We start from the raw sequence: 14,348 nt of genomic DNA on the forward strand, positions 1-14,348 counted from the left end.
GAAAGAAATGGCAAAATTAACAAAAAAGCAAAAAGAGGCTGCTTCAAAAATTGAAAAGAACAAACTATACTCTTTGAAAGATGCTGCTGCATTGATTAAAGTTATAGCTTCTGCAAAATTTGATGAGTCTGTTGATATCGCAGTTCGTTTGGGTGTTGATCCAAGAAAAGCGAATCAAATGGTTAGAGGTGTAGTTACATTACCTCACGGAACTGGTAAAGACGTTAAAGTATTAGCATTAGTTACTCCAGATAAAGAAGCGGAAGCTAAAGAAGCTGGAGCTGATTATGTAGGTCTTGACGATTACTTACAAAAAATTAAAGATGGTTGGACAGATGTTGATGTAATCATCACTATGCCAGCTGTTATGGGTAAATTAGGTCCATTAGGTCGTATTTTAGGACCTAGAGGTTTAATGCCAAACCCTAAAACAGGTACTGTAACTATGGATGTTGCAAAAGCTGTTGCAGAGGTTAAAGCTGGTAAAATTGACTTTAAAGTTGATAAAACTGGTATCGTACATGCAGGAATTGGTAAAGTTTCTTTTGGAGCTGAGCAAATTTATGACAATGCACACGAAATTATTCAAACATTAATCAAACTTAAACCAACTGCTGCTAAAGGTACCTACATTAAAGGTATTCACCTTACAAGCACTATGAGTCCGGCAATTGCTTTGGACCCTAAAGCAGTATAATTGGTAGTTAATAATTTTTAGTATGACTAGAGAAGAAAAATCAATCGCGATTGAAGATTTAACTGCGCAGTTAGCTGGTACAAATATTATTTATGTATCTGATATTTCTGGATTAAATGCAGAAACAACTTCAAACTTGAGAAGAGCTTGTTTTAAAGCAGGTATTAAATTAGAAGTTGTAAAAAACACTTTGCTTGCAAAAGCAATGGAAGCTTCTGCTAATGACTATGGTGATTTACCTTCAGTATTGACTGGTAACAGCGCTATCTTTATTTCAGACGTTGCAAATGCACCTGGAAAAATAATCAAAGATTTCAGAAAAAAATCAGCTAAACCTTTATTAAAAGGAGCTTATATCAATTCTGAAATTTACATTGGAGATGATCAATTAGATGCGTTAGCAACTATTAAATCTAAAGAAGAACTTCTTGGAGAGCTTATCGGATTGTTACAATCACCAGCTCAAAGAATTATTTCTGCACTTCAAAACAAATTTGCTGGAGAAGAAGCAGCAACTGAAGAAGCATAATACAAAAGACAGCTACTGTCTCTTGTGTTGATAAATTCGCACACACAAATAAATTATAATTTTACAAATCATTTTAAACGATAGAAAAAATGGCAGATTTGAAACAATTCGCAGAACAATTAGTTAACCTAACAGTTAAAGAAGTTAACGAATTAGCAACAATATTAAAAGACGAGTATGGTATCGAGCCTGCTGCTGCAGCGGTTGTAGTTGCTGCTGGTGGTGGAGAAGGTGCTGCTGAAGAAGCACAAACTGAATTTACAGTAGTATTAAAAGAAGCTGGAGCTTCTAAATTAGCTGTTGTAAAATTAGTTAAAGAACTTACAGGTTTAGGTCTTAAAGAAGCTAAAGATGTAGTTGACGGTGCTCCAAGTAACGTTAAAGAAGGTGTTTCTAAAGAAGAGGCTGAAGGTCTTAAAAAATCATTAGAAGAAGCTGGAGCTGTAGTTGAACTTAAATAAGTTTACTCGGTTTTAAGAACTAGGTTTAGGTCTTGAGTCAAAACTCAATGGCCTAAACCATTTTTCGTATAATAAAATATAGCATGTTTTATTATCAAATAGTTTAAAATACGAAAAAGTTTTTGATCAATACGAAGAAAAAAAATTAAGCCTTATTTTCTTGGTTTATTTTTAAAGATGTATTGATTACAATAAGAAAGTATACATTAAACAATGTGTTTTTACACAAAAAACTACTTTTTTTTTAATCAAAATTTTGTTCATTGATGATAACAAATCAGACTGAAAGATTGAATTTTGCCTCTACAAAAAATATTCCTGACTATCCGGATTTTCTAGATGTTCAGGTTAAATCCTTTAAAGATTTTTTTCAATTAGAAACTAAATCTGACGAGAGAGGCAACGAAGGGTTGTACAACACCTTCATGGAAAACTTTCCAATCACAGATACAAGAAATAACTTTGTATTGGAGTTCCTGGATTATTTTGTAGACCCACCACGTTATACAATTCAAGAATGTATAGAGAGAGGACTTACTTATAGTGTGCCTTTAAAAGCCAGGTTAAAACTATACTGTACAGATCCAGAACACGAAGATTTTGAAACTATTGTACAAGATGTTTATCTTGGAACAATTCCTTACATGACGCCAAGTGGTACCTTTGTAATTAATGGTGCTGAGCGTGTTGTAGTATCTCAACTACACCGTTCTCCTGGGGTTTTCTTTGGACAATCATTCCATGCAAATGGAACAAAATTATATTCTGCCAGAGTAATTCCTTTTAAAGGTTCTTGGATAGAATTTTCTACAGATATCAACAGCGTTATGTACGCGTATATCGATAGAAAGAAAAAATTACCGGTTACAACTTTATTCCGTGCAATCGGATTCGAAAGAGATAAGGATATCCTTGAAATTTTCGACCTTGCTGAAGAAATTAAAGTTTCTAAAACAGGTATCAAAAAGTATATTGGAAGAAGACTTGCTGCACGTGTATTGAATACATGGCATGAGGATTTCGTTGATGAAGATACCGGTGAGGTAGTTTCTATCGAGCGTAACGAAATCATCCTTGATCGTGATACTATTATCGACAAAGATAATGTGGAAGAGATCATCGATTCTAACGTTAAATCTATTTTGTTACACAAAGAGGATAATAACCAAGCAGATTATGCTATTATCCACAATACATTACAAAAAGATCCAACAAACTCTGAAAAAGAAGCTGTAGAGCACATTTACCGTCAGTTGCGTAACGCTGAACCGCCTGATGAGGAAACGGCTCGTGGTATTATAGATAAATTGTTCTTCTCTGATCAACGTTACAACTTAGGTGAGGTAGGTCGTTACAGAATGAACAAAAAACTTGGTTTAGATATCCCGATGGAAAAGCAAGTGCTTACCAAAGAAGATATCATTACCATTGTAAAATATTTGATCGAATTGATCAACTCTAAAGCAGAGATTGATGATATTGATCACTTATCTAACCGTCGTGTTAGAACAGTTGGAGAACAATTGTCTCAACAATTCGGTGTAGGTTTAGCACGTATGGCTAGAACTATTAGAGAGCGTATGAACGTTAGAGATAACGAGGTGTTTACACCAATTGATTTGATTAATGCTAAAACATTATCATCAGTTATCAACTCTTTCTTTGGAACAAACCAGTTGTCTCAATTTATGGATCAAACGAATCCATTAGCTGAGATTACACACAAGAGAAGATTATCTGCACTTGGACCAGGTGGACTTTCGAGAGAGAGAGCTGGTTTCGAGGTTCGTGACGTTCACTATACACACTATGGTCGTTTATGTCCGATTGAAACTCCAGAGGGACCAAACATTGGTTTGATTTCATCTCTTGGTGTTTATGCAAAAGTTAACGGAATGGGTTTCATCGAAACTCCTTACCGTAAAGTTACTGAAGGTGTAGTTGATTTGGAAAGTACTCCTATTTATTTGAGTGCTGAAGAAGAAGAAGGAAAAATGATTGCTCAGGCAAACATTGAAATGGATGCTACAGGTAAAATTACAGCGAGCAATGTTATTGCGCGTGAGGAAGGTGACTTCCCGGTTGTTGAGCCATCAGCAGTACATTATACAGACGTTGCTCCTAACCAGATTGCTTCGATTTCGGCTTCATTGATTCCTTTCTTGGAACATGATGATGCGAATAGAGCCTTGATGGGATCTAACATGATGCGTCAGGCGGTTCCTTTGATCCGTCCGGAAGCACCAATCGTTGGTACAGGTTTAGAGCGTCAAGTAGCTTCAGATTCCAGAGTATTAATTAATGCTGAAGGAGATGGAACTGTAGAATATGTTGATGCTAATATCATTACTATCAAATACGACCGTACTGAAGATGAAAGAATGGTTAGTTTTGATGCTGATGAGAAAACATACAACTTAATTAAATTTAGAAAAACCAATCAAGGTACAAGTATTAACCTGAAACCAATCGTAAGAAAAGGAGACAGAGTTAGTCTTGGTCAAGTATTATCAGAAGGATATGCTACTCAAAATGGTGAATTAGCTTTAGGTAGAAACTTAAAAGTTGCGTTCATGCCATGGAAAGGGTATAACTTTGAGGATGCGATTGTAATTTCTGAAAAAGTAGTTCGTGATGATATTTTTACTTCTATCCACGTTGATGATTATTCATTAGAGGTTAGAGATACTAAGTTAGGAAATGAAGAGTTAACAAACGATATTCCTAACGTTTCTGAAGAAGCTACTAAAGATTTAGATGAAAACGGTATGATCAGAATTGGAGCAGAGGTTAAACCTGGCGACATTTTGATCGGAAAAATTACACCAAAAGGAGAATCAGATCCAACTCCGGAAGAGAAATTGCTTCGTGCAATCTTCGGGGATAAAGCGGGTGATGTAAAAGATGCTTCATTAAAAGCTTCTCCATCTTTACATGGTGTAGTTCTTGACAAAAAATTATTTGCAAGAGCCGTAAAAGATAAACGTAAACGTACTCAGGATAAAGATGCTTTAGGCGCTTTAGAAATGGAATTTGAAACTAAATTTGTTGAATTAAAAGACAGATTGGTTGAAAAATTATTCTTGATCGTTAACGGAAAAACATCTCAAGGTGTAATGAATGATTTGGGTGAAGAAGTTTTACCAAAAGGTAAAAAATATACTCAAAAAATGCTTTACGCAGTAGAAGATTTTGCTCACTTAAGCAAAGGTCAATGGGTTGCTGATGATGCTACAAATAAAATGGTGAATGATTTAATTCATAACTATAAAATTAAGCTTAACGACTTACAAGGATCTTTAAGAAGAGAGAAATTTACGATCACAGTTGGAGATGAATTACCATCTGGAATCTTGAAATTAGCTAAGATTTACATTGCTAAAAAACGTAAATTGAAAGTTGGGGATAAAATGGCAGGACGTCACGGTAACAAAGGTATTGTTGCAAGAATCGTTCGTCATGAAGATATGCCTTTCCTTGAAGACGGAACACCGGTAGATATCGTATTGAATCCACTTGGGGTACCTTCACGTATGAACATTGGTCAGATTTATGAAACTGTTCTTGGATGGGCCGGTATGAACTTGGGTAGAAAATTTGCTACTCCAATTTTTGACGGTGCTTCTTTAGATCAAATTAATGAATTAACTGATGAAGCTGGAGTTCCACGTTTCGGACATACACACCTTTATGATGGTGGTACTGGAGAGCGTTTCCATCAAGCAGCGACTGTGGGTGTAATTTACATGCTTAAATTAGGACACATGGTTGATGATAAGATGCACGCACGTTCTATCGGACCATACTCATTGATTACGCAACAACCTCTTGGAGGTAAGGCGCAATTCGGAGGTCAGCGTTTTGGAGAGATGGAGGTTTGGGCACTTGAGGCTTATGGAGCATCAAGTACACTTAGAGAAATCTTAACTGTTAAATCGGATGACGTTATTGGTAGAGCTAAAACTTACGAAGCTATCGTTAAGGGAGAGTCTATGCCAGAACCAGGTTTACCAGAATCATTCAACGTATTGATGCACGAATTAAAAGGTCTTGGACTAGATATTCGTTTAGAAGAATAAATAAGTTTTCAGTCGCAGTCTCAGTATTCAGTTCAACACTGAAAACTGAGACTGTAGCTGTTTACTAAAATTAAAGTTTTTAGGATTTATACCCGTAAACCGTTCCGATTTTTTATAAAACTGAATATGTTTTATATCTAGCGCTTCAAAATTTAAAGGTTTGAAGTTTAGAGAAGTAACCCGAGGTAGTGTTAACAGTCATAAAGTCAGCAGTGGCTTTCGACTTAAACAAAAATCAATTTTTAATTGCAAATAAATCAATAGTAAAAACTATGATGAATAATAGAAACAATAATAAAGATAAAAATCCGGTAAAAAGATTTAATAAAATCTCTATTGGATTAGCTTCACCTGAATCTATCTTGAAAGAATCAAGAGGAGAGGTTTTAAAGCCAGAAACAATCAACTACAGAACGCACAAACCTGAAAGAGACGGACTTTTCTGCGAAAGAATTTTTGGACCTGTTAAGGATTTTGAGTGTGCTTGTGGTAAATATAAAAGAATTCGTTACAAAGGGATCATCTGTGACCGTTGTGGTGTTGAAGTTACTGAGAAAAAAGTACGTCGTGACAGAGTAGGACACATCAACCTTGTTGTGCCAATCGCTCACATCTGGTATTTCCGTTCTCTTCCAAACAAAATTGGTTATATCCTTGGTCTTCCATCTAAGAAATTAGATATGATCATTTACTACGAAAGATACGTAGTAATTCAAGCTGGTATTGCTAAAAATGCAGATGGAGAATCCTTACAAAGATTAGATTTCTTAACAGAAGAAGAATATTTGAATATTTTAGATACTCTTCCACAAGAAAATCTATACTTAGATGATATGGATCCTAATAAATTTGTTGCCAAAATGGGAGCAGAATGTATTATGGATTTATTAGCGCGTATTGACTTAGATGAGTTATCTTACCAACTAAGACACAGTGCTAACAACGAAACATCTAAACAACGTAAAACTGAAGCATTAAAAAGATTACAAGTTGTTGAGTCTTTCCGTGAGTCTAACTTAAACCGCGAAAACCGTCCGGAATGGATGATTATGAAAGTGGTTCCTGTTATTCCACCAGAATTACGTCCGCTTGTGCCACTTGATGGAGGTCGTTTTGCAACTTCAGATTTAAATGATTTATATCGTCGTGTAATCATCCGTAACAACCGTTTGAAAAGATTAATGGAGATTAAAGCTCCTGAAGTAATCTTAAGAAACGAAAAACGTATGTTACAAGAATCTGTAGATTCATTATTTGATAACACTCGTAAAGCTTCTGCTGTTAAAACAGAATCTAACAGACCATTAAAATCATTATCAGATTCATTAAAAGGTAAACAAGGACGTTTCCGTCAAAACCTTTTAGGAAAACGTGTGGATTATTCTGCTCGTTCGGTAATTGTTGTTGGTCCTGAATTAAAATTATTCGAATGCGGATTGCCAAAAGATATGGCAGCTGAATTATACAAACCTTTCGTTATCCGTAAATTGATTGAAAGAGGTATTGTTAAAACAGTAAAATCGGCTAAGAAAATCATAGACAAAAAAGAGCCGGTAGTTTGGGATATCCTTGAAAATGTAATTAAAGGACACCCTGTATTACTTAACCGTGCTCCTACGTTGCACAGACTTGGTATCCAGGCTTTCCAACCAAAATTAATTGAAGGAAAAGCAATCCAGTTACACCCGTTAGTTTGTACGGCATTTAACGCGGATTTTGATGGGGATCAGATGGCAGTTCACTTGCCATTAGGACCAGAGGCTATTTTAGAGGCACAATTATTAATGTTGGCTTCTCACAATATTCTTAACCCTGCAAATGGTGCTCCAATTACGGTACCTTCTCAGGATATGGTCTTGGGTCTATATTATATGACCAAAGAACGTATCTCTACACCAGAACACATTATTTTAGGTCAAGACTTAACATTCTATTCTGCTGAAGAAGTAAATATTGCATTAAACGAAGGAAGATTAGAATTGAATGCTCGTGTAAGAATTAGAGCAAAAGATTTTAATGAGGCTGGAGAATTGGTGTATAAAATTATCCAAACAACTGCAGGACGTGTATTATTTAACGAAGTAGTACCGGAAGCAGCAGGATATATCAATGACGTATTGACTAAGAAAAACCTTAGAGATATTATCGGACACATTTTAAGTGTGACGAATGTACCTACTACAGCAGCTTTCTTGGATAATATGAAAGACATGGGGTATAAATTCGCATTTAGAGGAGGTTTATCATTCTCTTTAGGTGATATTAGAATTCCAGAACAAAAAACAAAATTAATTGCAGATGCCAGAGAGCAAGTTGAAGGTATTTCTGTAAATTATAACATGGGTCTTATCACGAATAACGAGCGTTACAACCAAGTTATTGACGTTTGGACTTCTGCGAATGCACAGCTTACAGAATTAGCAATGAAAAATATTAGAGAAGACCAACAAGGTTTCAACTCTGTGTATATGATGCTTGACTCTGGAGCGAGGGGTTCTAAGGAGCAGATTCGTCAGTTAACAGGTATGCGTGGTTTGATGGCTAAGCCTAAAAAATCTACTGCCGGTGGTGGTGAGATTATTGAAAACCCGATTCTTTCTAACTTTAAGGAAGGTCTTTCGATTCTTGAGTATTTCATTTCTACTCACGGTGCTCGTAAAGGACTTGCGGATACGGCTCTTAAAACGGCTGATGCCGGATACTTAACAAGAAGACTTCATGACGTTTCTCAAGATGTTATTGTAAACATCGAAGATTGTGGAACTTTAAGAGGTGTTGAAGTATCTGCTTTGAAGAAAAATGAGGAAATTGTTGAATCTTTAGGAGAAAGAATTTTAGGACGTGTTGCGTTGCAAGATGTTATTAATCCTCTTACTAATGAAGTAATTGTTCAATCAGGTCAACAAATCACTGAAGCAATTATGAAGGTTATCGAAGCTTCTCCTATTGAAAGAGTAGAAGTTAGATCTCCATTAACTTGTGAGGCTTTAAAAGGTATTTGTGCGAAATGTTACGGTAGAAACTTAGCTACCGGTAAGATGACACAAAGAGGTGAAGCAGTTGGAGTTATTGCAGCTCAATCTATTGGTGAGCCAGGTACACAGTTAACACTTCGTACGTTCCACGTTGGAGGGGTTGCAGGAGGTATTTCTGAAGAATCTAGTATTGTTACAAGATTCAACGGTAGACTTGAGATTGAAGATTTAAAAACAGTTAAAGGAGAAGACAGCGAAGGTAATGCAGTTGATATCGTGGTATCACGTTCAACAGAATTAAAATTAGTTGACGAGAAAACCGGAATCGTTTTAAATACACATAATATTCCTTACGGATCTAGTATTTTCGTTAAGGATGGTGAAGTAGTTACTAAAGGATCTGTGATCTGTAAGTGGGATCCATATAATGGTGTAATTGTTTCTGAATTTACAGGTAAGATTGCTTACGAAGATTTAGAGCAAGGACAATCGTTCATGGTTGAAATCGATGAGCAGACAGGTTTCCAGGAAAAAGTAATTTCTGAAGCAAGAAATAAAAAATTAATCCCAACTTTATTGGTTTACGGTAAAGAAGGTGAATTGATTCGTTCGTATAACTTACCAGTAGGAGCACACTTAATGGTTGAGAACGGTGAGAAAATTAAAGCAGGTAAAGTATTGGTAAAAATCCCACGTCGTTCTTCTAAAGCAGGCGATATTACAGGAGGTCTTCCAAGAATTACCGAGTTGCTTGAGGCTCGTAACCCTTCTAACCCAGCAGTTGTTTCTGAAATTGACGGTGTTGTTTCTTTTGGAAAAATCAAAAGAGGTAACCGTGAAATTGTTATCGAATCTAAATTTGGTGAGATTAAAAAGTATTTAGTTAAACTTTCAAGCCAAATCTTAGTACAAGAAAATGACTTCGTAAGAGCAGGAGTACCATTGTCTGACGGTGCAATTACACCGGACGATATTTTAAGAATTCAAGGACCGGCTGCTGTTCAACAGTACTTGGTAAATGAAATTCAAGAGGTATACCGTTTACAAGGAGTAAAAATTAATGACAAGCACTTTGAGGTAGTTATTCGTCAAATGATGCGTAAAGTAAGAGTTCAAGATCCAGGAGATACTTTATTCTTAGAAGATCAATTGATTCACACTAAAGACTTTATCGTTCAAAATGATAAATTATACGGTATGAAAGTAGTTGAAGATTCAGGAGATTCTGCTGTATTGAAACCAGGTCAGATTATTACACCTCGTGATTTACGTGATGAAAATTCATTGTTGAAACGAAATGATAAAAATCTGGTTGTAGCCAGAGACGTAATTACTGCAACTGCAACGCCAGTTTTACAAGGTATTACAAGAGCTTCGCTACAAACTAAATCATTCATCTCTGCTGCTTCTTTCCAAGAAACAACAAAAGTACTTAACGAAGCTGCTGTAGCTGGTAAAGTAGATGATTTAGAAGGATTGAAAGAAAATGTAATTGTTGGACACAGAATCCCTGCCGGAACCGGTATGAGAGAATACGATAACACTATCGTTGGTTCTAAAGACGATTACAATGAAATGATGGCTAATAAAGAAGAATATATTTATTAATTTAGGACACTATGAGTAATTCGAAACAACAACAAGAGCAAATTAATATTGAGTTAGACGAAACAATTGCAGAGGGAATTTATTCTAATCTTGCGATTATAAATCACTCTTCATCAGAGTTTGTTTTAGATTTTGTGAGCATTATGCCCGGTATTCCTAAAGCCAAGGTAAAGTCAAGAATTGTATTGACACCACAACATGCTAAAAGATTATTAAAAGCAATTGGTGAAAATATTCATCGATTTGAAGCAGCCCACGGCGAGATCAAAGAGACGGAACAAGCACCAATACCGCTTAATTTTGGTCCTGCGGGACAAGCATAAATTTTAAAAGCCCCAGAAATGGGGCTTTTTTTATGGAAATAAATGAACGATACAGAGACGGGTAGTTTAACTGATTTTCATTACGTTCATCGAGTAAATTTCGTGTTATGATTCTATTGTTTTAATTTGCAACATCTAATAAAAGGATTTATTTTTAGAATATAGAAACTAATAAAGGTTGGTTTAATTCAAATTTTAAAAAAAGCGCTGATTTTTTAATTAGCGCTTTTTTTATGCCGTATTTGTTGTGAAAATTTTTTGCGTTTGATTTTCTAATCGTAAAACGTGCAAAGTTTTTTTTGCACGCAGATTTAGCAGATTAGGCGGATCTTATTTGCCCTTTATAAAAAATCTGCGCAATCTGCTAAATCTGCGTGTAAAAAAATTGGGGACAGAATTAAAAAAGGAGTTGTAATGCTATAATTAGACTTTACGAATCTTGCCCTTTACTTTGCGATTAAAAAATTAAACGGAAGACTTTTAAAGATTTTCTTTTGCACGCAGATTAGGCAGATCTATTTTCTTGTTGTAAAAAATCTGCGCAATCTGCCAAATCTGCGAGAAAAAAAAAGTTATAGAATTAAAAAAGAAGTGGTAATGCTATAAATTAGACTTTGCGAGCCTTGCCTTTACTTTGCGATTAAAAAATTAACAGTAAGACTCGTAAAGATTTTCTTTTGCACGCAGATTAAGCGGATCTATTTTCTTGTTGTAAAAAATCTGCGCGATCTGCCAAATCTGAGAGCAAAAAAATTAGTTATAGAGTTAAAAAAGGAGTCGTAATGCTATAATTAAACTTTGTCGTATAATCACCTCCGGTTTTGGCAAAGCTAATACGATTGTTGAAAATTGAAAAAATATTTTACGCTCTTCCCAACCTTTTTGACAAAAATGTACTCTATATAAATAAGTGGTTATTCATGAACCGCTTTAATCTAAAAATGTAGTGTATGAAAAAGAAATTCACCTTAGAAATAGCAAGTCCTTGTTCTGAAAATTTTGATAAAATGACAGTTAATTCAAACGGTTCATTTTGTGATTCTTGTATGAAAAATGTAATTGATTTGAGTGCCAAAACAAATTCAGAAGTGGCTAAATTCATTGCAGGAAATAAAGATAAAAATATTTGTGCGCGACTAAAAACGACTCAGTTAGAAGAAGAATTTGAACACAATGAGATTTCTAGAATCAATACTTTAAAATATGCTGCCGTAGCAGCATCAGTTTTGCTGACGTCGAATCTCGTGGCGCAAGAAAAAACACCGGTTGCAACCGAAGTGAGTTGTCCAAAACCTAATGTTCTTATAATGGGTGCAGTAGTCTCAAACCAAGTTGTTGAAAAAGAAGTTTCGATATTGGTGAAAGGAAAACTAATCGAAACAAAAACAAACAGACCTTTTGATGGTAAAACCTACCCGAATTTGATGCTTAGCATTAATGGTTTTGAAAGTGTAGTGAAAGTAAATCCAAAAACAGGGGAGTTTTCTGTTCCGATGCGCGTTTTAAAAACGGACAAAACACTTGAGATTGTTTTAAAAGGAGACGATTATTATCTTTCAAAAGCGATACCTTTTACTTTTAGTTCGGTTAAGAATAAGGTTTTGTTGCAGGACATTAGTATAGCTGCAGAGGAACTTTCCAGAATTTATATTGCCGGAGGATTAGGGATTAATTATTCAAGTAAGAGATAAATAAAAGCGGGGGCAATTACTTTTAACACATGGAGGCATAGTCGGTAAGGCTTAAAAGAGGTGTTTGCTACTACTATAATTCATAAGACTTTGGGGGGAATTGTGATTTTCTTGAAACGCCTTAGTAGGTTCTTTTGTAGCTATGTTTCTGTGCGTTAAGTAGTATTTTTTTTTAATTACAATAAAGAGTTTATTATTATTCGGGTTTTTATGAAGAAAAAAAGGCAGTCTAAAAATTTTAGACTGCCTTTTTGTTTTTTCGTAACCCGATTAGGGATTACTCAAATTCAGAGGTGAAAAATAATTTCACACTTGGGTATTTATTTTGTGTCATTTGAATTGTAAAGTCAGAATCGGCTAAAAACACCAATTGACCGTACTTATCATGTGCCAGGAATTTTTGCTTGATACGCTTAAATTCTTTGAATTCATTATTTTTAGCATCATCAGGTTTTACCCAACATGCCTTGTGTACCGGGAAGTTTTCATAGGTACATTTTGCACCGTATTCGTGTTCTAAACGGTATTGAATTACTTCATATTGAAGCGCTCCAACGGTTCCGATTACTTTACGATTGTTCATTTCTAAAGTAAACAATTGCGCAACCCCTTCGTCCATTAATTGATCAATTCCTTTGTCAAGCTGTTTGGCTTTCATCGGATCAGCATTATTGATGTATCTAAAATGTTCTGGAGAGAAACTTGGAATTCCTTTAAAACTCATGATTTCGCCTTCTGTCAAAGTATCACCAATTTTAAAGTTTCCGGTATCGTGTAAACCTACGATATCTCCAGGATAGGAAATGTCTACAATTTCTTTTTTCTCAGCAAAAAACGCATTTGGACTTGAGAATTTTAAGTTTTTCTTCTGACGAACGTGGTAGTACGGTTTGTTTCTTTCGAAAGTTCCAGAAACGATTTTAATGAATGCCAGACGATCACGGTGTTTCGGATCCATATTAGCGTGGATTTTAAACACAAATCCTGTCATTTTTTCTTCTTTCGGATCAACCAAACGCGTTTCAGAATCTTTTGCTCTTGGAGATGGTGCAATGGCAACAAAGCAATCTAAAAGTTCACGAACTCCAAAATTATTTAAGGCAGAACCAAAAAACACCGGTTGAATTTTTCCGTCTAAATAATCCTGACGGTCAAATTTAGGATATACTTCGTCAATTAATTCTAATTCTTCACGTAGTCTGTCAGCAGGTTTCTGACCAATAATTTTTTCCAGTTCCGGATTTTGAACGTCTGAGAAAGCAATGGTTTCCTCAATGTTTTTACGGCTGTCTCCACTAAAGATATTAATGTTTTGTTCCCACAAATTATAGATTCCCTGAAAATCATACCCCATTCCGATTGGAAAACTTAAAGGAGTAACCTTCAAACCTAATTTTTGCTCTACCTCATCCATCAAATCAAAGGCATCTTTACCCTCACGATCTAATTTATTGATGAAAACAATCATCGGAATGTTTCGCATTCTACAAACGGCAACTAATTTTTCCGTTTGTTCCTCGACCCCTTTTGCAACGTCGATTACAACAATAACACTGTCAACAGCAGTTAAAGTTCTAAAAGTATCTTCTGCAAAATCCTTGTGACCAGGGGTATCAAGAATGTTGATTTTTTTGTCTTTATAGTTAAAAGCAAGGACAGAGGTTGAAACCGAAATACCTCTTTGGCGTTCGATTTCCATGAAATCACTCGTTGCTCCTTTTTTAATTTTATTGTTTTTTACAGCACCAGCCTCTTGAATAGCCCCTCCAAACAATAGTAATTTTTCTGTTAAAGTGGTCTTACCGGCATCGGGATGCGATATAATTCCAAACGTTCTTCTGCGTTGTATTTCTTTTAAAAAGCTCATATTTCGTATAAATAGGTTGCAAAAGTACTATTAATTACGGCTTAATAAAAATATTCACTTCTTAAATTGGAACTCTTTGTCGTTTAAAATAAAAGTTTTGCAGAATAAACAAGGCTGT

Annotated in this window: 8 protein-coding genes; 7 read left to right on the top strand and 1 reads right to left on the bottom strand. The window is 35.3% G+C overall.

All coding sequences use genetic code 11. The features are described from left to right. Positions 1 to 7 precede the first annotated feature (7 nt). The 7 genes from rplA (at position 8) to ACHRV3_RS09265 (ending at position 12,363) form a co-directional block, all read left to right on the top strand. Entirely contained in the window at positions 8 to 697 is a 690-nt protein-coding gene (gene rplA, locus ACHRV3_RS09235) for a 50S ribosomal protein L1 (protein ID WP_007807440.1), read from the top strand. A gap of 22 nt (positions 698 to 719) precedes the next feature. Beyond that, positions 720 to 1,226, top strand: coding sequence for a 50S ribosomal protein L10 (gene rplJ / locus ACHRV3_RS09240; protein ID WP_047777912.1), 507 nt, complete (start codon positions 720 to 722; stop codon positions 1,224 to 1,226). An 89-nt stretch (positions 1,227 to 1,315) separates the two neighbouring features. Then, positions 1,316 to 1,687, top strand: a complete 372-nt coding sequence (rplL, locus tag ACHRV3_RS09245) for a 50S ribosomal protein L7/L12 (protein ID WP_007807437.1) — start codon at positions 1,316 to 1,318, stop codon at positions 1,685 to 1,687. Between the two features lie 266 nt (positions 1,688 to 1,953). After that, on the top strand, positions 1,954 to 5,766 hold the full coding sequence (gene rpoB, locus ACHRV3_RS09250) for a DNA-directed RNA polymerase subunit beta (protein WP_047777909.1): 3,813 nt from the start codon (positions 1,954 to 1,956) through the stop codon (positions 5,764 to 5,766). A 272-nt stretch (positions 5,767 to 6,038) separates the two neighbouring features. Continuing rightward, positions 6,039 to 10,349 carry a DNA-directed RNA polymerase subunit beta' gene (rpoC, locus tag ACHRV3_RS09255; RefSeq protein ID WP_230004746.1) on the top strand — a complete coding sequence of 1,437 codons (4,311 nt, stop codon included), beginning with the start codon at positions 6,039 to 6,041 and terminating at the stop codon, positions 10,347 to 10,349. A gap of 11 nt (positions 10,350 to 10,360) precedes the next feature. Continuing rightward, positions 10,361 to 10,672, top strand: a complete 312-nt coding sequence (locus ACHRV3_RS09260; RefSeq protein ID WP_047777907.1) for a DUF3467 domain-containing protein — start codon at positions 10,361 to 10,363, stop codon at positions 10,670 to 10,672. Positions 10,673 to 11,622: 950 nt separating this feature from the next. After that, the gene (locus ACHRV3_RS09265; protein WP_395434034.1) at positions 11,623 to 12,363 is read left to right on the top strand and encodes a hypothetical protein; all 741 of its coding nucleotides are present in this window, start codon (positions 11,623 to 11,625) and stop codon (positions 12,361 to 12,363) included. 277 nt (positions 12,364 to 12,640) lie between these two features. Here ACHRV3_RS09265 and ACHRV3_RS09270 read toward each other — a convergent pair whose 3' ends face one another. Continuing rightward, on the bottom strand, positions 12,641 to 14,230 hold the full coding sequence (locus ACHRV3_RS09270) for a peptide chain release factor 3 (protein WP_047777904.1): 1,590 nt from the start codon (positions 14,228 to 14,230) through the stop codon (positions 12,641 to 12,643). Between the last annotated feature and the right edge of the window lie 118 nt (positions 14,231 to 14,348).

It is taken from the genome of Flavobacterium sp. FlaQc-49 (assembly GCF_044005985.1).
GTDB classification, from domain to species: Bacteria; Bacteroidota; Bacteroidia; order Flavobacteriales; family Flavobacteriaceae; genus Flavobacterium; species Flavobacterium cupriresistens.

Coding starts and splice junctions, on each gene's coding strand:
- rplA (WP_007807440.1), top strand. CDS start 8: ATGGCAAAATTAACAAAAAAGCAAAAAGAGGCTGCTTCAAAAATTGAA.
- rplJ (WP_047777912.1), top strand. CDS start 720: ATGACTAGAGAAGAAAAATCAATCGCGATTGAAGATTTAACTGCGCAG.
- rplL (WP_007807437.1), top strand. CDS start 1,316: ATGGCAGATTTGAAACAATTCGCAGAACAATTAGTTAACCTAACAGTT.
- rpoB (WP_047777909.1), top strand. CDS start 1,954: ATGATAACAAATCAGACTGAAAGATTGAATTTTGCCTCTACAAAAAAT.
- rpoC (WP_230004746.1), top strand. CDS start 6,039: ATGATGAATAATAGAAACAATAATAAAGATAAAAATCCGGTAAAAAGA.
- ACHRV3_RS09260 (WP_047777907.1), top strand. CDS start 10,361: ATGAGTAATTCGAAACAACAACAAGAGCAAATTAATATTGAGTTAGAC.
- ACHRV3_RS09265 (WP_395434034.1), top strand. CDS start 11,623: ATGAAAAAGAAATTCACCTTAGAAATAGCAAGTCCTTGTTCTGAAAAT.
- ACHRV3_RS09270 (WP_047777904.1), bottom strand. CDS start 14,230: ATGAGCTTTTTAAAAGAAATACAACGCAGAAGAACGTTTGGAATTATA.